This window comes from Polyangium spumosum, from assembly GCF_009649845.1.
Classification (GTDB): domain Bacteria; phylum Myxococcota_A; class Polyangia; order Polyangiales; family Polyangiaceae; genus Polyangium; species Polyangium spumosum.
In genome coordinates this window covers 207,505-231,982 of the sequence record NZ_WJIE01000002.1, presented here as the reverse complement: position 1 = coordinate 231,982, position 24,478 = coordinate 207,505, and the positions used below count along the sequence as shown (strand labels likewise).

Here is a 24,478-nt window from a genome sequence, read left to right as displayed (position 1 = left end):
TTCAAACATTGCATCGCTGGGCGACGCAGCTCGACGTGACGCGGCACGTCCCCACCCTGGCGCCCAGCTTCGAGCGGGTCGAGGTCATCGATTTGCCTGCATCTGCTCTCCAACGCGGCCCGCTCGTCGTCCGAGGGCCGGGTGGGCTCTTGATCGAGGGGCTCGATATGGATTCGCTCGTCGAGCTCGTCCGGAGGCTTTCGTGATCGGCTCGACCCGGCAGGTGCGCGTATACGCGTACCGAAAGCCCGCCGATATGAGGAAGTCGTTCAATACCCTGGCGGCGCTCGTCGTCGCGGGGCTCGGCCGCGACATCATGTCTGGCGACATCTTCCTCTTCGTCGGGCGCACGCGAAAGCTCGCCAAGATGATCTACTGGGACGGGACGGGGCTCTGCCTCTTCTCGAAGCGCCTCGCGAAGGGCTGCTTCGCGGCGCCTTGGGCGCAGCCTGGTGACCGCCCGCTCGTGCTCACCACCAGCGAGCTCGCGATTCTGCTCGAGGGGAGCGAGCTCGCGCTGCGCGTCCCCCTCTCGCCGCCGCCCTACGCCCCCACCGAGCGCGTCCTGCGCTGGGGCTGATAGCTTTTTTTGCACCGCATCGGTACATCCGCAGGGGCTGACGACATTATACAGTCGAGGCCCCCGTGAATTTCGAGACCGAGAACGACCCTGAAATCCTCCGGCAGGCAGCCCTGCTCCTGGAGCGCGAGAACCAGCGGCTCGCGAAGGAGATCATCAAGCTCACCGCGGAGCTCATCGCGCTGAAGGGCGGTGACTCCGAGCAGATGAAGCTGCGCATCGCGGCGCTCGAACAGCAGATCGCCCAGAAGAATCGCCTGCTCTTCGGCGAAAGGTCGGAGCGACGCGCGAATGGCGAAGGCGACGCACCGCCCGAACCGCCCGAGCCGCCGAAGCCGCCGAAGAAGGGCCACGGTCCGAAGGCGCAGCTTTCACTGCAAATCGAGGAGGTCGTCCACAAGCTGGACGACGCCGACAAGGTCTGCAAATCGTGCGGCGGAGCGCTCGTGGAGTGGGAGGGGCAATTCGAGACGTCGGAGGAGATCGACCCTGTGCCGCGCCGCTTCGTGTTGAAGAAGCACAAGCGACAGAAGTATCGCTGCGGCTGCGGCGGGTGCATCGAGACGGCGCCCGGCCCCGAGAAGCTCTTCGAGGGAGCACGTTACTCGATTGAATTCGCTGCCGAGGTGGGTGTGGACAAGTACGGCGAGCACGCTCCGTTGGAGCGCCAGGTGCGCAAGATGCGGCGCGAGGGTTTGCTCGTGGAATCGCAGACGCTGTGGGATCAGCTCGAGCGGGCCGCGAGGCTGCTCGCGCCGGGGTACGAAGCGCTTTTCCAATACGTGCTCAGCCGCGGCGTCATCGACGCGGACGAGACGCGGTGGCCGCTCCTCGGCAAGAATGAGCCTTCGCGCTGGCACGCGTGGTCCGTGGTGGCGCCCGACGCGGTGGCCTATCGGATTCTGGAGGGTCGCTCGAACGAGGACGGGAGGAAGGTGCTCGGCGGCTACAAGGGCGTCGTGATGTGCGACGGCTACGCCGTGTACAAATCGCTCTCGAAGACAGAGGGCTTCTCGCTCGCGCACTGCTGGGCACACACGAGGCGCGAATTCATCAAGAACGAGTCTTCATATCCCGCGGAGACGAAGCGAGTGCTCGACTTGATCCGCGGCCTGTATGCCGTCGAGGCGAAGTGCAGGCCCGGCCCCGAGGGAGATGCCGAGCGGCTCGCGCTACGACATGCGGAATCGAGGCCGCTGCTGCAACTCATACAGCATTGGGCGGAGACGACGCCGGTCGTGCCCAGGAGCAGCCTGGACGACGCGATCAAGTACATGGCCGGGCACTGGAGCGGACTCACGCGATTCCTTTCCGACCCGCGAATTCCCTTGGACAACAACCACACCGAGAGAGCCGAGCGCGGCGTCGTGGTCGGACGCAAGAATCACTATGGGTCTCGATCACGGCGAGGGACCGAGGTCGCGGCGCTCTTCTATTCTTTCGTGGAGAGCGCGAAGCTCTGCGGGCTCGATCCGAAGGTTTACCTGAGCACGGCCATCAGGTCGGCGGTGCGCGGTGAGCGAATTCCGCTACCGCACGAGATAGCTGCTCGGGGATAAATCCCGAGTCGACGTCGCGTCCCCCGACCCGATCGTCCGCGCTCCAGCACCGGCGCGAAGAGAGCGGGCGTGTATCCAAACAATGTGTGGTTCTGACGAACGTTGCCTCGTCCGAGCGGCTACGCGGACGTCTGCACGGCACTTGCTACCGAAGCCTGATGCCGCGCCGTGGCGGCCGAACGCGCGTGCTCGCGGCGCCTGCCACGGGGGCGGGTCGGCGTCGAGACGGTGGTGAGCGAGGTGTTACCATCGAGGGGGCGCGGCGAGCGGCGAGCGTCGAAATCTCCCCCGAGGTCTCGCGGCCATGACCGCGCTCGACGTCGAATTTTGGCCACCCCCGCATGCGGGGGGGGGCGAGCGGCCATAATTCGGCCAAAAAGCTTGTCGCGACACACACGCGCTCTTGCACGTGCGCGCCGCCCGTGGGCGGGTGCGTCGGGACATACCCCCGAGGACGCCGGCCCCAGCTCGCCGGCCTCGGGCATCGAGGCGGACGGCGCGACGCTCGACGCCGGCCTCGTGCTCGTCGCCCTGGACGCCGGCCCCAGCTCGTCGGCCTCGGGCTCGACGTGGGCCTCGTGCTCGTCGGCCTCGGGCATCGAGACGGCGCGCGTCGAAATCTCCCCCGAGGTCTCGCGGCCATGACCGCGCTCGACCGCGTAAATCCGCGGGCTCGACGCGGGGGGCGGGTGCGCCTCGTGCTCGTCGGCCTCGTGCATCGAGGGGACGCGGCGAGCGGCGCGCGTCGAAATCTCCCCCGAGGTCTCGCGGCCGTGACCGCGCTCGACCGCGTAAATCCGCGGGCCCGACGTGGGGGGCGGGTGCGCCGCGTGCTCGTCGGCCTCGTGCATCGAGGCGGCGCGGCGAGCGGCGAGCGGCGAAATCTCCCCCGAGGTCTCGCGGCCGTGACCGCGCTCGACCGCATAAATCCGTGGGCCCGACGTGGGGGGCGGGTGCGTCGCGACCGACCCCGAGGCCATCGAGGGGCGGCGCTCGACGCCGGCCTCGTGCTCGTCGCCCTGGACGCCGGCCCCAGCTCGTCGGCCTCGGGCTCGACGTGCGCCTCGTGCTCGTCGGCCTCGGGCATCGCGGCGGACGGCGCGGCGAGCGTCGAAAGCTCCCCCGAGGTCTCGCGGCCGTGACCGCGCTCGACCGCGTAAATCCGCGGGCCCGACGTGGGGGGCGGGTGCGCCGCGTGCTCGTCGGCCTCGTGCATCGAGGCGGCGCGGCGAGCGGCGAGCGTCGAAATCTCCCCCGAGGTCTCGCGGCCGTGACCGCGCTCGACCGCGTAGATCCGCGGGCTCGACGTGGGGGGCGGGTGCGTCGCGACCGACCCCGAGGCCATCGAGGGGCGGCGCTCGACGCCGGCCTCGTGCTCGTCGGCCTCGTGCATCGAGGCGGCGCGGCGAGCGGCGAGCGTCGAAATCTCCCCCGAGGTCTCGCGGCCGTGACCGCGCTCGACCGCGTAAATCCGCGGGCCCGACGTGGGGGGGCGGGTGCGCCTCGTGCTCGTCGGCCTCGGGCATCGAGGCGAGCGGCGAGCGGCGAGCGGCGAAATCTTCCCCGAGGTCTCGCGGCCATGACCGTGCTCGACCGCGTAAATGCGCGGGCTCGACGTGGGGGCGGGTGCGTCGCGACCGACCCCGAGGCCATCGAGGCGGCGCGGCGAGCTCGCCGGCCTTGGGCTCGTCGGCCGCGGGCATCGAGGCGGACGGCGCGACGAGCGGCGAAATCTTCCCCGAGGTCTCGCCGCCGTGACCGCGCTCGACCGTATAAATGCGCGGGCTCGACGCGGAGGGCGGGTGCATCGAGGGGCGCGGCGCTCGACGTGCGCCTCGGGCTCGTCGGCCTCGGGCATCGAGGCGGCGCGCGGCGAAATCTCCCTTGAGGTCTCGCGGCCGTGACCGCGCTCGACCGCGTAAATCCGCGGGCCCGACGTGGGGGCGGGTGCGTCCCGACCGACCTTGAGGCCATCGAGGGGCCCGGCGCTCGACGTGCGCCTCGTGCTCGCCGGACGCCGGCCCCAGCTCGTCGGCCTCGGGCGGGGATCTCGGACCAGAACACCGTCTCGGACACGACAACGTCCTCGACATTGAATCGCACCCACGCCACAAAATCGGCAACCGGGATACCATCCACATGCAATTTCAACCGAAGACTTACCAACGAACGCTCGTCATCCTGTGTCCTCGGCTGCTCCTAGCGTCGAGCTGTGCGGGCTCGTCGACAGGGGGGGCCGCAGACGGGGGCGGAGGAGCCGATGGGGGCACCAGCGCCCAAGGCGGCGCGGCTGGCTCTTGCAGCTATGCCTGGGGACCGGTGCCGGCGGAGTTCGACGCCTACAAGTCGGGAGCGCAGTCAGCGCCCTCGTGCGGCGTGCAGGCGTGGGACGCACTTCCGTGCGGCGCCTGCATCGGCGACGAGGTCTGCGTGGCGGGACACACGCGCGATTGTTGCGGGATGCCGCCGGCCCCCGGAGGTCCGACGTCGCCGCTCGACCAATGGCTGTGTAGCTGTGAAAGCGACGAATGGGCCTGCTGGGTGCTCTTTCCCGCCGCCAGCGCCTGTGACTGCTCATCGCCCGACGGGGGCTGAGCGACGCCAATTGATCCCCGACGCGTCGGATCGACGGCGCTCGACGCCGGCCTCGGACTCGTCGGCCTGGACGCCAGCCCCAGCTCGCTGGCCTCGTGCATCGAGGCGGCGCGGTGCTCGACGTCCGCCTCGTGCTCGTCGGCCCGTGCATCGAGGGGCACGCGCTCGACGCCAACCTCGTGCTCGTCGGCCTCGTGCATCGAGGCGGCGCGGCGCTCGACGCTTCCGCCAGACGTCGCATTCTGACCACCCCTCGTTTGACGGCGCGAAAATCTTCCCAGGGATTTCAAGCCTTTGACCGCGCTCGACGTCGAATTTTGGCCACCCCCGCATGCGGGGGGGTCGAGCGGCCATAATTCGGCCAAAAAGCTTGTCGCGACACACGCTTGCACGTGTGCTGTTCTGCGCCGGCATCGACTGCGGGCGGGTGCGTCGGGACGTACCCCCGAGGACGCCGGCCCCAGCTCGTCGGCCTCGGGCATCGAGGCGGCGCGGCGCTCGACGCCGGCCTCGTGCTCGTCGCCCTGGACGCCGGCCCCAGCTCGTCGGCCTCGGGCTCGACGTGCGCCTCGTGCTCGTCGGCCTCGTGCATCGAGGCGGCGCGGCGAGCGTCGAGCGTCGAAATCTCCCCCGAGGTCTCGCCGCCGTGACCGCGCTCGACCGCGCAAATCCGCGGGCTCGACGTGGGGGGCGGGTGCGTCGCGACCGACCCCGAGGCCATCGAGGGGCGGCGCTCGACGCCGGCCTCGTGCTCGTCGGCCTCGTGCATCGAGGCGGCGCGGCGAGCGTCGAGCGTCGAAATCTCCCCCCGAGGTCTCGCGGCCGTGACCGCGCTCGACCGCATAAATCCGCGGGCCCGACGTGGGGGGCGGGTGCGCCTCGTGCTCGTCGGCCTCGTGCATCGAAGCGGCGCTCGACGCCGGCCTCGTGCTCGTCGCCCTGGACGCCGGCCCCAGCTCGTCGGCCTCGGGCTCGACGTGCGCCTCGTGCTCGTCGGCCTCGTGCATCGCGGCGGACGGCGCGGCGAGCGGCGCGCGTCGAAATCTCCCCCGAGGTCTCGCGGCCGTGACCGCGCTCGACCGCGTAGATCCGCGGGCCCGACGTGGGGGGCGGGTGCGTCGCGACCGACCCCGGGGCCATCGAGGGGCGGCGCTCGACGCCGGCCTCGTGCTCGTCGGCCCCGTGCATCGAGGCGGCGCGGCGAGCGTCGCGCGTCGAACTCTCCCCCGAGGGCGCGAAGATCCGCGGGCTCGACGTGGGGGGCGGGTGCGCCTCGTGCTCGTCGGCCTCGGGCATCGAGGCGGCGCGGCGAGCGTCGCGCGTCGAAATCTCCCCCGAGGTCTCGCGGCCGTGACCGCGCTCGACGTGGAATTTCCGCCACCCCCGCATGCGGGGGGGTCGAGGTGGCGGAAACTAAGGATGCGCCGCGCGTGCGTTCGACGTACCGGACGCACGACGAGCGCGGCGAGCACGCTTCGATCGAGGGCACGCGGGGCGCGCGTTTACCCGTGAAATAGGCCTCCTCGTGAAGGGGTCCGTTTCCGCCGGCCGTCTGTCTGAGGGACGATTTCACCGGCCGGCGCTCGACGCTCGGACGCGCTACCCTCTTGAATTGCCGCTCCAATCGTACGCCGTACCTCGTGCTCGTCGCATGCACGGTGTCGACGTCGCGCCACGCGAGGCGGACGCGTCCATCGCTGCATGATGCCGGATGCTGCGGTCATTCGGCCATTTTGCGATCGGCTCCGACGCGGCACGCTCGACGCGCTCGACGGTCGCCAGCTCGTGGCGCTGGACGAGCTCGACACGCTCAACGGCGGGACGTGGGGGAGCCCGCGGAGCGCGGAGGGGTTGCATTTCCGCCGGCCCCCCTCGCGCCCAAATCTTCGGGTGCTTTCGACAGCTTGGACCGCGCTCGACATCGAGTTTCCGCCGCGCCCGGATGCAGGGTGGCGGAAACGCAGGCGGTCCGACGTGCACGCTCGACGTGGGCGGGCGAGGGTTTGCAGGGACGCCCCCGCCGGGCTCGACGCTCGACACGCCCGACGGCGCGGGCGAGCTTCGCGGCGAAATCTTCCCCGAGGCCGATGCGCCCGGACCGCGCTCGACCGCGTGTTTCGGCAGGCCCGCGGGCCTCACGCTCGACGCTCGCGACGTGGAAGGCCTGCTCGCGCTCGACGGCGGGGGCGAACTCCGCGACGAAATCTCCCCCGAGGCAGGCGCGCCCGGACCGCGCTCGACCGCGTGTTTTGGCAGGCCCCCGGGTCCTGCGCTCGATGCGCGCGCCCTCGATGGTCGTGCCATTTCCGTCGGCCCCCGATCCGAGGTCTCTAGGTGATTCTGCGGGCTTGCGGCCTGCTCGACATGGGTTTCCGCCGCGCTCACTTGGGGGTCGTGGCAGCAACGCCAGGCTCGCGGCGAGGGTTTGCACGGACGCACCCGCGAGGCTCAATGCGCTCGATGTCGAGCGACCGGACCGCGACGAACTGCGAGGCGCGTGGAAATCCTCGGGGATGCCGACGTGGCAGGACTGCGCTCGACCACGTATTTCGGCGGCCCCTCGCGCCTTGCGCTCGACGGCCGCGACGTGGAGGGCCTGCTCGCGCTCGGCTCTTGCGGCACGGGCCACGCGCTCGCCGAGTCCACCTCCGCTTCCCCTGCGAATGTTACCGCGCGAGAGGTGCAGCGGGGCGCCTCGCACGTCCTGACGGTCGCCGACGCCGATCTCGCCGTCGGCGATGAGCATAACGGCCACCCCGAGCCGCGTCGCGGCCTATCTCTCGAAATCTCTCCGGCAAGCTCTGATCGGGCAGCCCGCTCGTCCGCGCCGCTGCCGCGCTGGCGTCGCGGACGTCAGGGCGCTACTCTCCCTACGATCCCTTCGAGAGGAGTCCCTCGTGGCAGTCCCGGGTAAAGGAAGCCGGCGGATCCGCGTCGGAGAACGCGAGTATGCTTGGCGTATCCGGCGAAAACCGACATACAGCCAAGGAGCGTTTCAAACACCGATGCGCTTGGCCATCCAGGCGTGTGACGCCGGCGAAACAGGCGTCCTCCTGGTCAACCTCGTCGTCAGCCGTCCCGACAATTGGATCTCCCCGCATCAGACGTCTGTAACACCTGCGATCGTCAGGAATATCGTGATTCAGGCGTTAACCGCGGGTTGGGACCCTTCGAGTTCCGCCGGCTTTGCCCTCGATTACGCCATCATTCGCGACAAACCATAAAACGCGCCAGGAACACCGCCTCATTTCGTTAGCTCGGCCGCGCGCTCCGCGAGAATCTTCTCCGGATCGTTCGTGCTCGTCGCGCTCGGGCATCGAGGTGGCGCGGCGCTCGACGTGGGCGCCTTGTGCTCGCCGGACGACGGCCCCAGCTCGTCGGGCTCAGGCATCGAGGCGGCGCAGCGAGCGGCGCGCGTCGAAATCTCCCCCGAGGTATCGCGGCCATGACCGCGCTCGACGTCGAATTTTGGCCACCCCCGCATGCGGGGGGGGTCGAGCGGCCATAATTCGGCCAAAAAGCTTGTCGCGACACACGCACGCACGCGCGCTCTCTTGCTCGTGTGCATCGACCGCGGGCGGGTGCGTCGGGACGCACCCCCCGAGGACGCCCGCCCCAGCTCGCCGGCCTCGGGCATCGAGGGGCGCGACGCTCGACGCCGGCCTCGTGCTCGTCGCCCTGGACGCCGGCCCCAGCTCGTCGGCCTCGTGCTCGACGTGGGCCTCGTGCTCGCCGGCCCCAGCTCGTCGGCCTCGGGCTCGACGTGGGCCTCGTGCTCGTCGGCCTCGTGCATCGAGGCGACGCGGCGAGCGGCGAGCGTCGAGCGTCGAAATCTCCCCCGAGGTCTCGCGGCCATGACCGCGCTCGACCGCGTAGATCCGCGGGCTCGACGTGGGGGGCGGGTGCGTCGCGACCGACCCCGGGGCCATCGAGCGGCGCGGCGCTCGACGCCGGACTCGTGCTCGTCGCTCTGCTCGCCGGCCTCGTGCATCGAGGCGGACGGCGCGGCGAGCGGCGAAATCTTCCCCGAGGTCTCGCGGCCATGACCGCGCTCGACGTCGAATTTTGGCCACCCCCGCATGCGGGGGGGGTCGAGCGGCCATAATTCGGCCAAAAAGCTTGTCGCGACACACGCTTGCACGCGTGCTCTTGTGCGGGTGCATCGACCGCGGGCCGGTGCGTCGGGACGTACCCCCGAGGACGCCGGCCCCTGCTCGCCGGCCTCGGGCATCGAGGGGCGCGGCGCTCGACGCCGGCCTCGTGCTCGTCGCCCTGGACGCCGGCCCCAGCTCGTCGGCCTCGGGCTCGACGTGGGCCTCGTGCTCGCCGGCCTCGTGCATCGAGGTGGCGCGCGTCGAAATCTCCCCCGAGGTCTCGCGACCGTGACCGCGCTCGACCGCGTAGATCCGCGGGCTCGACGTGGGGGGCGGGTGCGTCGCGACCGACCCCGGGGCCATCGAGCGGCGCGGCGCTCGACGCCGGCCTCGTGCTCGTCGCCCTGGACGCCGGCCCCAGCTCGCCGGCCTCGGGCTCGACGTGGGCCTCGTGCTCGTCGGCCTCGTGCATCGAGGCGGCGCGCGTCGAAATCTCCCCCGAGGTCTCGCGGCCATGACCGCGCTCGACCGCGTAAATCCGCGGGCTCGACGTGGGGGGCGGGTGCGTCTCGTGCTCGTCGGCCTCGTGCATCGAGGAGGCGCGGCGAGCGTCGCGCGTCGAAATCTCCCCCGAGGTCTCGCGGCCATGACCGCGCTCGACCGCGTAAATCCGCGGGCTCGACGCGGGGGGCGGGTGCGCCTCGTGCTCGTCGGCCTCGTGCATCGAGGGGGCGCGGCGAGCGTCGCGCGTCGAAATCTCCCCCGAGGTCTCGCGGCCATGACCGCGCTCGACGTCGAATTTTGGCCACCCCCGCATGCGGGGGGGGTCGAGCGGCCATAATTCGGCCAGAAAGCTTGTCGAGACACACGCTTGCACGCGTGCTCTTGTGCGTGCGCGCCGACCGTGTGCGGGTGCGTCGGGACGTACCCCCCGAGGACGCCGACCCCAGCTCGTCGGCCTCGGGCTCGTCGCCCTGGACGCCGGCCCCAGCTCGTCGGCCTCGTGCATCGAGGGGGCGCGGCGAGCGTCGAGCGTCGAAATCTCCCCCGAGGTCTCGCGGCCATGACCGCGCTCGACCGCGTAAATCCGCGGGCTCGACGCGGGGGGCGGGTGCGCCTCGTGCTCGTCGGCCTCGTGCATCGAGGCGGCGCGGCGCGCGTCGAGCGTCGAAATCTCCCCCGAGGTCTCGCGGCCATGACCGCGCTCGACCGCGTAGATCCGCGGGCTCGACATGGGGGGCGGGTGCGTCCCGACCGACCCCGGGGCCATCGAGGGGCGCGGCGCTCGACGCCGATCTCGTGCTCGTCGGCCTCGTGCATCAAGGCGGCGAGCGGCGAGCGGCGAGCGTCGAAATCTCCCCCGAGGTCTCGCGGCCGTGACCGCGCTCGACCGCGTAGATCCGCGGGCTCGACGTGGGGGGCGGGTGCATCGAGGGCGCGGCGCTCGACGTGCGCCTCGTGCTCGTCGCCCTGCTCGCCGGCCTCGTGCATCGAGGCGGCGCGGCGAGCGGCGAGCGTCGAAATCTCCCCCGAGGTCTCGCGGCCGTGACCGCGCTCGACCGCGTAGATCCGCGGGCTCGACGTGGGGGGCGGGTGCGTCGCGACCGACCCCGGGGCCATCGAGGGCGCGGCGCTCGACGTGCGCCTCGTTCTCGCCGGCCCCAGCTCGTCGGCCTCGTGCATCGACGCGGCCGGCGCGGCGAGCGTCGAAATCTCCCCCGAGGTCTCGCGGCCGTGACCGCGCTCGACCGCGAAGATCCGCGGGCCCGACGTGGGGGGCGGGTGCGCCTCGTGCTCGCCGGCCTCGTGCATCGAGGCGGCGCGCGGCGAGCGGCGCGCGTCGAAATCTCCCCCGAGGTCTCGCGGCCATGACCGCGCTCGACCGCGAAGATCCGCGGGCCCGACGTGGGGGGCGGGTGCGCCTCGTGCTCGCCGGCCTCGTGCATCGAGGCGGCGCGCGGCGAGCGGCGCGCGTCGAAATCTCCCCCGAGGTCTCGCGGCCATGACCGCGCTCGACATCGAATTTCCGCCACCCCCGCATGCGGGGGGGTGCCGGTCAAGTTTGCCCCGAAGCGGTCAAGTTTGAGATTCTGACGTAGCAGGGGGAAGGACGGGAGCGTAGGGTCCGGGCAAACAGCGCGGCCCCGCAGACGGTACGAACGCCTACGGGGCCGCTAGGCACAGCCCCGAGACCCGAGGTCGTACCCATGCTTACTCTCGTTCGTCCTGCGCCCGCAGGGCAAGAAAGCCGCGGTCCATGCAAAAAGCGATACCGACCGCGCATCCCCCTCCTATCCCCTGACGAACGGGCGCGCGTCCGCGCCGCCCTCCGGAACCTCCGCGCCGCATACGGGGGATGGGATGTCCTCGCCGCGGTCATGGGCGTCGCACGCGGCACGGTCAAGGACGTCGCGATCGGCCGCGATAACGTGTCCCCCGGCATCGTGATCCGTGCCGCCCGTGCAGCGGGCCGGACCGTGGACGCCTTGCTCGCCCCGCTCGGCGCGGCTGACGTCTGCCCGCATTGCGGCGCCCGGAGGCCGTCATGAGCCTCCCCGACATTGACCCGCCGAGCGTTCCGGCCGTGCTCTCCGACGAGCAGAACGCCCGCGTCCGTGCCCGATTGGAGCGCTTTGCCCGGGGGACGAGCGTCCGCCTTGCCGCGCGAGCCCTCGGATACTCGCGCCGGTACATGCAAGCGGTCATCGCGGGCGAGATCCGCGCCTCGGTTCACTTTGCCGCGCAGGTCGCCCGCGTCACTCGCATTGACCTGGACGCTTTGATCGGGAGGCCGTCATGATGTACCGGCCTCACCCGGACGGCGGGGATCCCTATGTCGACGTGTCGGCCGAGGAGATCAACGCACGCCGTGCATTCATCCGCGAGGCCGCGCTCCGGTACGGTGTACGCATTGGCGATGCCGAGGACATCGTGCAGGACGTCATGATCGCGGCGTATGAGTCGGCCCGCGACTGCAAGATCCGCGGTTCCGCTCGCGTCCCGCCCGAGAAGACCTTGGAGGTCTTCCTCCGTGCGGTCACATGGTTCCGGGCATCGAACTATCGCAGGCGACACCGGAACCGGTACGAATACACCGGCGACGTTGACAAACTCGTCGGTAGCATTGACCCGCGCGAGGCGGCCGAAGCGCGGGATCTGCTCCGCGCCGTCGCTCGTATGCGACCGAAGGCCGCGAACGCCCTGCTCCTCGCCTTGCTCGGCTTCACGGTCGTTGAGGCCGCGAAGGAGAGCGGGCGCAACCCGTCCACGCATCACCGGCACGTCCAGGAGCTCCGCCGTCTCCTTCGGACGCTCGGCGCAGAGCCGGCTCCAAAGCAGGCGCCTCGCCCCGGTTGGAAGCAACGCAAGCGCGGTCGCTAGGCCCTCCCGCGGCGCTTCCTGCGCCCGTCCCGCCCCGATCCCTACCCGAGACATCCTGAGAGCCTACCGCGGTCGTAGAGGCCCGGGAAGGCCGCTCCTCGCAACAATCTTGACCGCGGACAAGGAGCGCCGGATCCTCGCAGCACACTATGACGATCGTGATCTGTGGAGTAGTCCCCGATGGCGTCGTGCTCGGTGCTGACAGTCGAATGTCAACGGAGAGCACCGACGGATCATGCACATTCACGAGCACAACAAAGGTTTTTGCGATTGGGTCCGATGAGCGCGTAGCGCTTGCTACTTGGGGGCTAGCCTCGTTTCATGACGGGCCTTCTTACGCACGAATCATCGCAAACTTTTCAGCGGAGGTCGATGCTGCGCAATACCGTAGCGTCCGCGACCTTGCTAGCGCTTGGGCGCGCACGTTTGACCTGCACTACGAACAGCGTGTTAGGCGAGGTATGCTCGCGCGAAGTGACTACGACGAAGATGCCCGCGAACTTCTGTCTAACAGGGTTTTCGTCGGATTCTACATCGGCGGTCAACTTGACGGCGATCCTGATCCGTGTGCGTACACGATTCTTTGCGGCGCGGACGAATGCAGCGGTCCGCTTGAGCCTTGCCAAATAGATGCATTCGGCGGCGCCTCCGGTTTCGTCGATCGCATCATAGGCATTGATCCGACGATAGCCGAGCGGCTTGAAGAAGAAGGCCTGTGCGAGGCGAGCGACGAACGAGTGAAGCACGCGGTATACGGCCGCCCGCTGCCATTCAAATGGCCTGTCGATCTCGATCGCGCATCGAGTATCGTTTCGCTGCTGCTTGACACAACGATCCGACTAGCCCATCTGTCCGATGTTTTCACAATCGGAGCGCCCACACAAATCGCCGTCGTAGCCCGCGGCGGAAAGGTTCGATGGGTGAGCAATGGATGTGCGGACGATGGGCGGGACCGCTAAAGCGTTTGCGGCAGAGTTGATTCTCATTCACAAGATTCGGACGGAAGGACGCTCTCAGCGCGTCACTTCTCCGGCGGCTTCCACCCGAACAGATCCATCTGAACCCATCGGCGCTTCGGAGCCGGGGCCGCCCTCACAGCAGGCGCCTCCGGAGGCCGGGGCGGCGTAGGCGCGCCCGCGCTCGCCCCTGCCTTGCCCGTGCTCGGGACGGCGCGGAGCCATCCGCGGCCCCCGGGCAGCTCCTTCGCCGTGCCGGTCTCGGGGAGGCGCAAGGGCCGCACCTTCGGCTTCTCCTGTACCGGCGCGCCTAGGGCCTCACGGAGCAGCTCGTCGACCGTCCAGACGTGATCGGTGAGACCTGCCTCCATGGCCGGGGTGACCCGGAGCGTCTCGTGTACCCGGCAGAAGTTGTAAAAGGCGACGTGCAGCGAGACAGCCGCCTTGTGATGCGGGAGGCTCTTGCTGTACCCATTGCATAGGCGCGTGAAGCGCCGGATATGCATACGAACCGTGAGGTTCGCGCGTTCAATGTGCGATGTTGAGGCCCTGTCGATGTCAGGAGCCCCGAACACGCCGCGCTTATGCATGACCGGGTCGCGCGGCGGTTCATAACGCACCGAGTCATCCTTGAACCTGCGCCCATTGAACTCCTTTAGGAGCACGACGTAGTCGACCGCCGCGCCGGCCTGCCCATCGATCGCGAAGCTCTCCCCGACCGCGGTAGGGTAGGCCGTGAAGCCATCCGAGGTGATCGCAGGCACGACCGCGAGACGTGACCGGAGATCGGCGACGAACGCCCGCGTGTTCTGCTCGTCCCGCTTCCCGACACGGTAGGCGATCAGGAGCTTCTGCGTCCTCGCCATTGCCAGGAAGGCGTACGCGTCTCCCCAATGCGGGGGATCGGCAGGCCCGACGCGCCGCTGCTTCTTCTGAATGAAGCTCCAAAGCTCGTCTAGCTCTACCTCCCTAATGCATAGGGAGTGAACGCGCCGATCGTGAATGCGGTCGCATCCCTCGCCGCTCTGTAGAAGGAGGGAGAGGATCGTCGGCTTCGACACGCCGGTCATCCGCGCCGTTGCATTGACGCTCGCCCCTTCGACTAGATGACACACGACCGCGACCCGCCGCTCCCAGGCGAGCACGTTTCCCATGGGCAGACCTTGCCTTCCCCGATCGGCCGACCCATGCTCCGCGCGCGTCGTGCGCTGCTACGGGTCTCCCGTCCGGCGTTCCGCAAGCTCTGCCGGTCGCGCTATCGGCCGGCAGAGCCCTTTCATCTGTTCAGGCAAGGACCCTACATGGGATCGCGGAAGACGAGGAGCGGAATCTGCTCCTGCAACGGACATTACTAGACCGACCCGTGAGGCGGTAGGGGAGGTCACGGAAGGGAGCGGGAAGGTTTGCCTAGACGAACCGGGGGTCGGTCAAATTTGACCGGCACCTGCGGGGGGGTCGAAGTGGCGGAAATGAAGGTTGCACCGTGCGTGCGCTCGACGTTTGCGCGCGTGGGTTTGCACGGACGCACCCCGGGCGGCGCGCTCGACGGCGCAGGGCGAGTCTCCGCGGCGAAATCTCCCCCGAGGCCGACGCGGCGGGACCGCGCTCGACCGCGTGTTTCGGCGACCCCTCGCGCCTCGCGCTCGACGGTCGCGATCAGGAAGGGCCACTCGCGCTCGACGGCGCGGGGCGAGCTCCGCGGCGAAATCTCCCCCGAGGCCGACGCGCCCGGACCGCGCTCGACCGCGTGTTTCTGTCGGCCCGCGGTGCTGGGCTCGATGCGCTCGTGGTCGAAGGTCGTGCCCATTTCCGCCGGCCCCCCCGATCCGAGGTCTCTTCGTGATTCTGTGGGCTTGCGGTCCGCTCGACACGGGTTTCCGCCGCGCTCGCTCGGGGGGTCGTGGCGGAAATGCCAGGGTCGCGGCGAGGGTTTGCACGGACGCACCCGCGAGGCTCGACGCGCTCAATGTCGAGCGGCCGGCCCGCGACGAGCTGCGGGACGGGGCGAAATCTCCCCCGAGGCCGGCGCGTCGGGACCGCGCTCGACCGTGTGTTTCTGCGGCCCCTCGCGCCTCGCGCTCGACGGTCGCGACGTGGAAGGCCTGCTCGCGCTCGACGGCGCGGGGCGAGCTCCGCGGCGAAATCTCCCCCGAGGCCGGCGCGTCGGGACCGCGCTCGACATCGAATTTCCGCCACCCCCGCATGCGGGGGGGTCGAAGTGGCGGAAACTAAGGATGCGCCGCGCGTGCGTTCGACGTACCGGACGCACGACGAGCGCGGCGGGCACGCTTCGGTCGAGGGCACGCGGGGCGCGCGTTTACCCGTGAAATAGGCCTCCCCGTGAAGGGGACCGTTTCCGCCGGCCGTCTGTCTGGGGGACGATTCCACCGGCCGGCGCTCGACGCTCGGGCGCGCTCCCCCTTGATTTGCCGCTCCAATCGCACCCCGTACCTCGTGCTCGTCGCCTGCGCCGTGTCGACGTCGCGCCACGCGAGGCGGACGCGTCCATCGCTGCATGATGCCGGATGCTGCGGTCATTCGGCCATTTCGCGATCGGCTCCGACTCGCCACGCTCGCCGCGCTCGACGGTCGCCAGCTCGCGGCGGTCGATGCGCCCGACACGCTTGACGTTGGGACGTGGGGGAGCCCTCGGGGCGCGGAGGGGTGGCATTTCCGCCGGCCCCCCTCCCGCCGAAATCTTCGCGTGCTTTCGATAGCTTGGACCGCGCTCGATGCCGCGTTTCCGCCGCGCTCGGATGTAGAGTGGCGGAAACGCAGGCGGCCCGACGCGCACGCTCGACGTGGACGGGCGAGGGTTTGCACGGACGCCCCCGCCGGGCTCGACGCTCGACACGCTCGATGGCGCGGGCGAGCCCCGCGGCGAAATCTCCCCCGAGGCGGACGCGCCCGGGCCGCGCTCGACCGCGTAAATCCGCGGGCTCGACGTGGGGGGCGGGTGCATCGAGAGGCGCGGCGCTCGACGCCGGCCTCGTGCTCGCCGGACACCGGTCCCAGCTCGTCGGCCTCGGGCTCGACGCCGGCCTCGTGCTTGTCGGCCTCGGGCATCGAGGCGGCGCGGCGAGCGGCGAGCGTCGAAATCTCTCCCGAGGTCTCGCGGCCGTGACCGCGCTCGACCGTGTAGATCCGCGGGCTCGACGTGGGGGGGCGGATGCGTCGCGACCGACACCGGGGCATCGAGGCGGCGCGGCGCTCGACGTCGGCCTCGTGCTCGTCGGCCTCGGGCATCGAGGCGGACGGCGCGGCGAGCGTCGAAATCTCCCCCGAGGCTGACGCGGCGGGACCGCGCGGTGCTGCGATGGCAGCCGAACGAGCCGTGGTGGCGGTTGCGCATTTCCGTTGAGGCCGTCCTTAGCGCCGTCGGTTCCTGACCTACTGCTCAATCGCAAAGGCACCAATACGGAACAATGCCCTCTTCTCGTCCGCCCCAGCCGACGATACACGCATCCGCCCAATACGGCCGTACGTTGTAACCAGCGCGAAATCCCTCTCCATGAGCGTTTGCGGAGCACACGTAGAACTTTTCCCCGTTCACGTAAGTGCCCGAGGAGATTGCAGAGAGCCCTGCGTCATTGCAGGTATTATCGCAGGAGGGGACGCTCGCCCTTATCCATTCGAGGGCGTGGGCAGCGCTCGCTCCGGCGATCATGGCAGCGAGAACCAAGGAAACGATTGCAGTTTTGACCATGAGATTCCTCCCTTCACGATGTTCATGCGGCTGAACTCAAACGCGTCGATATAGACCCATAGAGCCGTCGGCTCACTCGTGCCAAGAGGCGGCCGGTTGATGGCGTCGATCACAATGCAGATGTCGATGCGTCGAATGCGATACCGGGGCGCTCGCCGCCCCCTCGTGCTCGGGGCAGGGGGTGCGTCCGGACTGACCCCTGCGAGAGACATGGAGGCGGGCGGTGCTCGTAGCCCCTTCGTGGGGTCGTCGCTCCTGTCCATGGCACCCGCGATGCAAGGCATCACCCTGGCAGTGGTGAGCACGTTCCGCATGGTCGCCCTTCCTCAGCATCCCGGCAGCTGATTGGCGATTTGTATTGCCATCCACCAACGCCCGATCAATACACGGCCTTCTTCAGAGATCCTGGAATGCGACGATTTTCCGAAAGTCGGGCCTGGACATGGCCCGGTAGAAACTCGATCGGAATGAGCGGACGGACGGCAAGTAGCCTCACGAATTCCTGATTTTCTGCCTGCACAGTAAAGGTGAAGTTCGTGAGGAGGCCTGTGGCCTGCCCCTCTTGGTCCATCTCAATGGTATACTCGTACGGGGCACCACCACCAGGCACCTGCGGCGGTTTCGGCAGGTCCGCTTTGAAATCGAGCCTCGCCCCCTTCTCTGTCGTGTAGTTGAAGAACAGCGAAGTCAACTGGGACTGGCTCTCGATACCCCAGGCATCCACGCGCTTTCCGGGTTTATCGATCGTCTTCCGTACGACCATGACCTTGCCGCCGAAGGCCGTGAACGTGAGTGCGGCAAGGACGGGAAAGTATAGCACCCCTTGACGTATGCCCCAGCCGCCGATTGAATCGACGGAGTTCGGCGCAGCGGCATACGATGCGCTCATGGTGCCCTCGGGATAGCTTTCAAGAATGTCCTTCGTGGCGTCCGTAGAATGACGCGGCGGTAAGTCGAAGCTCTCGCCTTCGATGCCATAGATTCCTTCCACGATGGTAGGCTTCTGGTAGCTGACTGTGACAGAGCGATTGGTCGTGTTGCAGATGTACAACTTTCTTTCCTTGTCTTCGGGAACGTATTCGACAAGGTCGACGGGGCCCGAGTTACCGGTTTGGTCGCCTTCCTGCCCAAGCTGCTTGATCACCTGGGGGAGGAGCTCACCTGCTATCCTTGCGACCGGGACGGCGACCGAGAGAAGACCTCCGAGAATACCCATTGCACCCCTCCTGGCAAACCACGAATCAGGCGAGCTGCCGTGTGCTGCTCGCCTTGTCTTCCTATGAGACATCCCGTTTTGACGTCAACCTGATTACGTGAGCGGCCCACGCCGCTAGGCCACTGAGGTGGCCCGGACCTCCGCTCGACCCCGACGATGCGGGTTGCCGAACGGATACCCCCTTCGAGCATGGCATTATGGCCGTCCCTGGTTTACCAGAGAAAAAATCTTTCAAGAGCGTTGAGGCCATGACCGCGCTCGACATCGAATTTCCGCCACCCCCGCATGCGGGGGGGTCGAGGTGGCGGAAACTAAGGATGCGCCGCGCGTGCGTTCGGCGTACCGGACGCACGACGAGCGCGGCGGGCACGCTTCGGTCGAGGGCACGCGGGGCGCGCGTTTACCCGTGAAATAGGCCTCCCCGTGAAGGGGACCGTTTCCGCCGGCCGTCTGTCTGGGGGACGATTCCACCGGCCGGCGCTCGACGCTCGGGCGCGCTCCCCCTTGATTTGCCGCTCCAATCGCACCCCGTACCTCGTGCTCGTCGCCTGCGCCGTGTCGACGTCGCGCCACGCGAGGCGGACGCGTCCATCGCTGCATGATGCCGGATGCTGCGGTCATTCGGCCATTTCGCGATCGGCTCCGACTCGCCACGCTCGCCGCGCTCGACGGTCGCCAGCTCGCGGCGGTCGATGCGCCCGACACGCTTGACGTTGGGACGTGGGGGAGCCCTCGGGGCGCGGAGGGGTGGCATTTCCGCCGGCCCCCCTCCCGCCGAAATCTTCGCGTGCTTTCGATAGCTTGGACCGCGCTCGATGCCGCGTTTCCGCCGCGCTCGGATGTAGAGTGGCGGAAACGCAGGCGGCCCGACGCGCACGCTCGACGTGGACGGGCGAGGGTTTGCACGGACGCCCCCGCCGGGCTCGACGCTCGACACGCTCGATGGCGCGGGCGAGCCCCGCGGCGAAATCTCCCCCGAGGCGGACGCGCCCGGGCCGCGCTCGACCGCGTGTTTCTGCGACCCCTCGCGCCTCGCGCTCGACGGTCGCGACGTGGAAGGCCTGCTCGCGCTCGACGGCGCGGGGCGAGGTCCGCGGCGAAATCTCCCCCGAGGCCTACGCGCCCGGACCGCGCTCGACATCGAATTTCCGCCACCCCCGCATGCGGGGGGGTCGAAGTGGCGGAAACTAAGGATGCGCCGTGCGTGCGTTCGACGCACCGGACGCACGACGAGCGCGGCGAGCACGCTGCGATCGAGGGCACGCGGGGCGCGTGTTTACCCGTGAGTTGGGCTTCCCCGTGAAGGGGACCGTTTCCGCCGGCCGTCTGTCGGGGCCACGGTTCCATCGTCCGGCGCTCGACGGCAGTGCACGCTACGCCCTTGAAATACCGCTCCAATCGTACGCCGTACCTCGTGCTCGTCGCATGCGCCGTGTCGACGTCGCGCCACGCGAGGCGGACGCGTCTATCGCTGCATGAAGCAGGATGTTGCGGTCATTCGGCCATATTGCGATCGGCTCCGACGCGGCACGCTCGATGCGCTCGACGGTCGCCAGTTCGCGGCGCTCGATGCGCCCGACACGCTCGACGTTGGGACGCAGGGGAGCCCTCGGGGCGCGGAGGGGTGGCATTTCCGCCGCCCCCTCCCGCCGAAAATCTTCGCGTGCTTTCGATAGGTTGGACCGAGCCCGATGCCGCGTTTCCGCCGCGCTCGGATGTAGGGTGGCGGAAACGCAGGCGGCCCGACGCGCACGCTCGACGTGGACGCGCGACGGTTTGCACAGACGCACCCGCCGGGCTCGACGCTCGACACGCTCGACGGCGCGGGCGAGCTCCGCGGCGAAATCGCCCCCGAGGCCGGCGCGCCCGGACCGCGCTCGACCGCGTGTTTCTGCGGCCCCTCGCGCCTCGCGCTCGACGGCCACGACGTGGAAGGTCTGCTCGCGCTCGACGCCGCGGGGGGCGGCGAGCGGCGAAATCTCCCCCGAGGCCGACGCGCCCGGACCGCGCTCGACCGCGTGTTTCTGCGGCCCCTCGCGCCTCGCGCTCGACGGCCACGACGTGGAAGGCCTGCTCGCGCTCGACGCCGCGGGGGGCGGCGAGCGGCGAAATCTCCCCCGAGGCCGACGCGCCCGGACCGCGCTCGACCGCGTGTTTCTGCGGTCCAGCGCGCCTCGCGCTCGACGGTCGCGACGTGGAAGGCCTGCTCGCGCTCGACGGGCGCGGGCGATCTCCGCGGCGAAATCTTCCCCGAGGCCGGGGCGTCCGGACCGCGCTCGACCGCGTGTTTCTGCGGCCCCTCGCGCCTCGCGCTCGACGGCCACGACGTGGAAGGCCTGCTCGCGCTCGACGCCGCGGGGGGCGGCGAGCGGCGAAATCTCCCCCGAGGCCGACGCGCCCGGACCGCGCTCGACCGCGTGTTTCTGCGGTCCAGCGCGCCTCGCGCTCGACGGTCGCGACGTGGAAGGCCTGCTCGCGCTCGACGGGCGCGGGCGATCTCCGCGGCGAAATCTTCCCCGAGGCCGGGGCGTCCGGACCGCGCTCGACGCTGCATTTCGGCTGCCTCTCGCGTCCTGCGCTTGACGGCGCACACCGTGAAGGGCGCCTCGCGCCGACGCCGCGAGCGGCGGGGCGACGAAATCTTGCCCGAGGGCGGCGCGGCGGGACTGCAGACGAGCGGCTATTTCGCGGACTGTCAGCGGCAAGGCCGCGAGGTGGCGGAATGAAGAGTGCCGCTCGACGGGCTCGACACCCCTAAGGCCGAGCGCGCGGGCCAGGCGCTGCTCTGCCTCGGGGGTCGACGGCGACGACTCCGTCGCGTTGCGTTTCGGAGACCGCGCAGCATCGATATATGCGGCGGCGTGAATTTGCCTTGACGCTCATGTGGAGGCGTGATTGAGTTGGTGGATGCTTGATCCACGGAGCACCCCGCTGGACGTGGTCGACGAGCTCCTCACGAAGACCGTTGAGCGTTTCGGTGTTTCGTTTTGCGTCGTTGGAAGTATGGCTGCCGCGCTGTCGGGGCTTCCCGTGACGCCGCGTGACATCGACCTTTACCTCCCGAATACCATTGATGTTCGCGATTTTTCGAACGATGTTCTCGAACCACTCGGCTATAGCGAGCTGTCCGACGAGGTGTGGCGTCGCGAGGGCCAGTCACTCGCGTTGAGCTCCCCCGTTCTCGCGAAGCAGCGCAATCCTATCTTCGGTCATTTCGAGGCAGAGCTGGGCTGGCACTTCTCTGACGTGCACTGGCGGACTGTGGAGCTTCCTTCCGGGCATAGGACGCAGGTGCCGGGCCCCTGCCTGTCCATGTTGCTCAAACTCAAGTCGATCGGAGATAAGATCTGGCTCGTCGCGAACCTCGACTCTGCACCCGATTTGCAGTCCTTCTGGCGTGAGATGCTGACCCGGGACATTGGGCTCCTCGAGCTGGAACTCATGCATGCCCGCGAGGCCTACCAGGTGGAGCCCGTTGTTGCTTTGCTGCGCGAAAGGGAGCGTCCGGCAGAGGTGGCGCTCGCGCTCCGACGAGCGGGGAGGTTCGCTCGCGAGGTGCTTTGCGAAAGCGATGCACGCACGGTCCTCGATGACTGGCTGCGGTTGCTGCACTTCTTCACGGTTTTATGGGATCTGCCGCAGAATAACGAGGACATGCCCAACGGTTATGCGGAGCGCCTGGAGCTCGTGCGAGCGCGGGGCGACGTGCAGCTCCTCGTAGATCGCCAGAGCGGCGTGGTCATCGAACGAACGGATGGCCCGCGGGGGGACGTCCCCGCGGCGCCGACTTTTCTCCATGTGCAGCTCAACGCGAGCTGCAACATGAAATGTGCCCATTGTCCTTATCCGATGACCGGGGAGTCGCTCGATCTCGACGTGTTACAAGCGAGGCTCTCCGAGGCAGCGCAGGTCGGCATCGTCCAGGTGAACTTCGGCGAGGGGGCCGAAGCGCTGCTCTACGACAGGCTTTCGTCGGCGTTACGGATGACGCGTGCTCACGGAATGATCCCCAACCTGTCGACGAACCTGTCCCTCGAGCCATCCGATGAGCTGTGGAGCACTATCCTGGAGTGCTGTGGCGCGGTCGCCGTTTCAATCGATGAGTACCACTTCAAGTCACTCGCTCGAGACGGCATACCTTCGGCCATTGCCCGACGCATCAAACGCCTGGTCACGGGCGGAGTATCGGTCACCATCAATACGGTTTACGAGACCGGGAAGCTTGAGGACATCGCGCACATCGTGGATCAGGTGGCCGATCTCGGCGCCGCCACATTGTGCTTGATTCGCAGGATGCATGATGACGGACCGATGTATCGTCCCACCCCCATCGGCGATCTCCGCGTGCTTCATGGAATGATCTCGCGTGCGGTGAAGCGGCAGCTGGTCGTGACCTTCCATGCCACCGACCCAATCGCATGGATTCTCCCGCTCGGAGACCGCCGTGGCCCTCTTGCGGAGCCGTACTGGGCGGAGGCTCGCGATACCATTTTCCTCGATCCCCTCGGTGGTCTTCGCCCATCGGCATTGTCGCAAGCCGAAGAGCGAATCTTGGGCTCGATTCCCCAGGCTTGGTGCAGCCCTGTTTTTTACGAATTCAGGGCTCGCACCCGTACGTCGATCAACCGTTTCTTGAGTGGAGGTCCCCCATGAGCGATCGCATCGTCAGTTCTGGTTTCACCCACGCTTCGTGCAAACTCGCCCTTCGAGCTGCAATTCAGGTGCTGGAGCAGCGTCTGAAGGACGATGACGCGGATCAGATGACGGCGAAGGAGATCAAGCTGCTCCAGGAGGTAGTTGACAAGGTGAAGTCGGAAAAGCAAGCCAAGCCGGCCATGTGATTTCGCGCAAGGTGGCCGGCGCCAGCTCGTCGGCCGCCCGCGGCGTCGAGTGCGGCCCCACCTTGCCGGGGTCGCACTCGACGTCGAAGATGCTTCGGGTCGATAGGGGCCGGTGCGTCGTGATACCCCCCTTCGTGCTCGTCGCTCGCGAGCTGGGCCTCACGCTCGGCCCGTCGAGCGGCCGGACCTCGTGCTCGCCGCCCTCGACTTGACGCGTGCCCCCAGCTCGCCGGCCGGTCGAGCGGGCGAATCTTCCCGAGGGGCCCGCGCCGTGGATTGCGCTCAACGGCGAAAACGTGGCAGCCGGACATGAGGGGCGTGTGTCGTGACCGACCCCGACGAGCATCGAGGCCCACGGCATCGAGGCGGGCGGCGCTCGCCGCGCCCTCGTGCTCGCGGGCCCGCAGCTCCGGCCCTCGGCCGGACCGGTGTCGAGCGGCGGAAATCTTCCCGAAAGCTCGCTGCCCTCGACCGCGCTCGACATCGAATTTCCGCCACCCCCGCATGCGGGGGGGGGCGAAGTGGCGGAAACTAAGGATGCGCCGCGCGTGCGTTCGACGTACCGGACGCACGACGAGCGCGGCGAGCACGCTTCGATCGAGGGCACGCGGGGCGCGCGTTTACCCGTGAATTGGGCTTCCCCGTGAAGGGGTCCGTTTCCGCCGGCCGTCTGTCGGGGCCACGATTCCACCGGCCCGCGCTCGACGCTCGGGCGCGCTCCCCCCTTGAATTGCCGCTCCAATCGCACCCCGTACCTCGTGCTCGTCGCCTGCGCCGTGTCGACGTCGCGCCACGCGAGGCGGACGCGTCCATCGCAGCATGATGCCGGATGCGGCGGTCATTTGGCCATTTTGCGATCGGCTCCGACTCGCCACGCTCGCCGCGCTCGACGGTCGCCAGCTCGCGGCGCTCGATGCGCCCGACACGCTCGACGTTGGGACGCGGGGGAGCCCTCGGGGCGCGGAGGGGTTGCATTTCCGCCGGCCCCCCTCGTGTCCAAATCTTCGCGTGCTTTCGATAGCTTGGACCGCGCTCGATGCCGCATTTCCGCCGCGCCCGGATGTAGGGTGGCGGAAACGCAGGCGGCCCGACGTGCACGCTCGACGTGGACGGGCGAGGGTTTGCACGGACGCACCCGCCGGGCTCGACGCTCGACACGCTCGACGGCGCGGGCGAGCTCCGCGGTGAAATCGCCCCCGAGGCCGACGCGCCCGGACTGCGCTCGACCGCGTGTTTCTGCGGCCCATCGCGCCTCGCGCTCGACGGCCACGACGTGGAAGGCTTGCTCGCGCTCGACGCCGGGGCGATCTCCGCGGCGAAACCTTCCCCGAGGCCGACGCGGCGGGACCGCGCTCGACCGCGTGTTTCTGCGGCCCCTGGCGCCTCGCGCTCGACGGTCGCGACGTGGCAGGCCTGCTCGCGCTCGACGGCGGGGGCGATCTCCGCGGCGAAATCTTCCCCGAGGCCGACGCCCCCGGACCGCGCTCGACCGCGTGTTTCGGCGCCCCGTCGCGCCTCGCGCTCGATGCTCGCGACGCGGAAGGCCTGCT

General features: G+C 69.0%; 15 protein-coding genes. 11 read left to right on the top strand and 4 right to left on the bottom strand.

Annotated features, from left to right (window positions below):
- The first annotated feature begins 35 nt into the window (after positions 1-35).
- The 6 genes from GF068_RS46905 (at position 36) to GF068_RS06985 (ending at position 7,072) form a co-directional block, all read left to right on the top strand.
- On the top strand, positions 36-206 hold the full coding sequence (locus tag GF068_RS46905; protein WP_170319340.1) for a hypothetical protein: 171 nt from the start codon (positions 36-38) through the stop codon (positions 204-206).
- Positions 203-580, top strand: a complete 378-nt coding sequence (gene tnpB / locus GF068_RS46135; protein ID WP_338046261.1) for an IS66 family insertion sequence element accessory protein TnpB — start codon at positions 203-205, stop codon at positions 578-580. Before GF068_RS46905 ends, tnpB begins: the two co-directional genes overlap by 4 nt.
- A gap of 65 nt (positions 581-645) precedes the next feature.
- A complete protein-coding gene (tnpC, locus tag GF068_RS06995; RefSeq protein ID WP_153818559.1) occupies positions 646-2,139 on the top strand; it encodes an IS66 family transposase in 1,494 nt (497 codons plus the stop codon).
- A gap of 1,626 nt (positions 2,140-3,765) precedes the next feature.
- A complete protein-coding gene (locus tag GF068_RS46130) occupies positions 3,766-3,897 on the top strand; it encodes a hypothetical protein (protein WP_275939114.1) in 132 nt (43 codons plus the stop codon).
- A gap of 1,939 nt (positions 3,898-5,836) precedes the next feature.
- Positions 5,837-6,088: a hypothetical protein gene (locus tag GF068_RS06990; protein WP_153818558.1), complete on the top strand. Its 252-nt coding sequence runs from the start codon at positions 5,837-5,839 to the stop codon at positions 6,086-6,088.
- Between the two features lie 588 nt (positions 6,089-6,676).
- The gene (locus tag GF068_RS06985; protein ID WP_153818557.1) at positions 6,677-7,072 is read left to right on the top strand and encodes a hypothetical protein; all 396 of its coding nucleotides are present in this window, start codon (positions 6,677-6,679) and stop codon (positions 7,070-7,072) included.
- Between the two features lie 906 nt (positions 7,073-7,978).
- On the opposite strand, the gene GF068_RS06980 is transcribed toward GF068_RS06985, so the two are convergent.
- Complete coding sequence (locus GF068_RS06980; RefSeq protein ID WP_153818556.1) at positions 7,979-8,125, bottom strand: hypothetical protein; 147 nt, start codon at positions 8,123-8,125, stop codon at positions 7,979-7,981.
- 2,285 nt (positions 8,126-10,410) lie between these two features.
- Between GF068_RS06980 and GF068_RS06975 the strand changes: the two genes are divergently transcribed.
- The 3 genes from GF068_RS06975 (at position 10,411) to GF068_RS06965 (ending at position 12,209) form a co-directional block, all read left to right on the top strand.
- On the top strand, positions 10,411-10,566 hold the full coding sequence (locus GF068_RS06975) for a hypothetical protein (RefSeq protein ID WP_153818555.1): 156 nt from the start codon (positions 10,411-10,413) through the stop codon (positions 10,564-10,566).
- An 807-nt stretch (positions 10,567-11,373) separates the two neighbouring features.
- Positions 11,374-11,628 carry a helix-turn-helix transcriptional regulator gene (locus GF068_RS06970; RefSeq protein ID WP_153818554.1) on the top strand — a complete coding sequence of 85 codons (255 nt, stop codon included), beginning with the start codon at positions 11,374-11,376 and terminating at the stop codon, positions 11,626-11,628.
- Positions 11,625-12,209, top strand: coding sequence for a sigma-70 RNA polymerase sigma factor region 4 domain-containing protein (locus GF068_RS06965; RefSeq protein ID WP_153818553.1), 585 nt, complete (start codon positions 11,625-11,627; stop codon positions 12,207-12,209). The genes GF068_RS06970 and GF068_RS06965 overlap by 4 nt, the downstream gene beginning before the upstream one ends.
- A gap of 359 nt (positions 12,210-12,568) precedes the next feature.
- Here the strand turns inward: GF068_RS06965 and GF068_RS06960 are convergent, their stop codons facing one another.
- The 3 genes from GF068_RS06960 to GF068_RS06950 all read right to left on the bottom strand — a co-directional run bounded on the left by GF068_RS06960 (position 12,569) and on the right by GF068_RS06950 (position 18,015).
- On the bottom strand, positions 12,569-12,955 hold the full coding sequence (locus GF068_RS06960; protein WP_153818552.1) for a hypothetical protein: 387 nt from the start codon (positions 12,953-12,955) through the stop codon (positions 12,569-12,571).
- Positions 12,956-13,230: 275 nt separating this feature from the next.
- On the bottom strand, positions 13,231-14,319 hold the full coding sequence (locus GF068_RS06955) for an IS1 family transposase (protein ID WP_153818551.1): 1,089 nt from the start codon (positions 14,317-14,319) through the stop codon (positions 13,231-13,233).
- A 2,931-nt stretch (positions 14,320-17,250) separates the two neighbouring features.
- On the bottom strand, positions 17,251-18,015 hold the full coding sequence (locus GF068_RS06950) for a hypothetical protein (RefSeq protein ID WP_153818550.1): 765 nt from the start codon (positions 18,013-18,015) through the stop codon (positions 17,251-17,253).
- A 3,009-nt stretch (positions 18,016-21,024) separates the two neighbouring features.
- On the opposite strand from GF068_RS06950, the gene GF068_RS06945 reads away from it, so the two are divergent.
- Together GF068_RS06945 and GF068_RS06940 are read left to right on the top strand one after the other, a co-directional pair.
- Positions 21,025-22,740, top strand: coding sequence for a radical SAM protein (locus tag GF068_RS06945; RefSeq protein WP_153818549.1), 1,716 nt, complete (start codon positions 21,025-21,027; stop codon positions 22,738-22,740).
- On the top strand, positions 22,737-22,928 hold the full coding sequence (locus tag GF068_RS06940; RefSeq protein WP_153818548.1) for a hypothetical protein: 192 nt from the start codon (positions 22,737-22,739) through the stop codon (positions 22,926-22,928). The genes GF068_RS06945 and GF068_RS06940 overlap by 4 nt, the downstream gene beginning before the upstream one ends.
- The last annotated feature ends 1,550 nt before the right edge of the window (positions 22,929-24,478 follow it).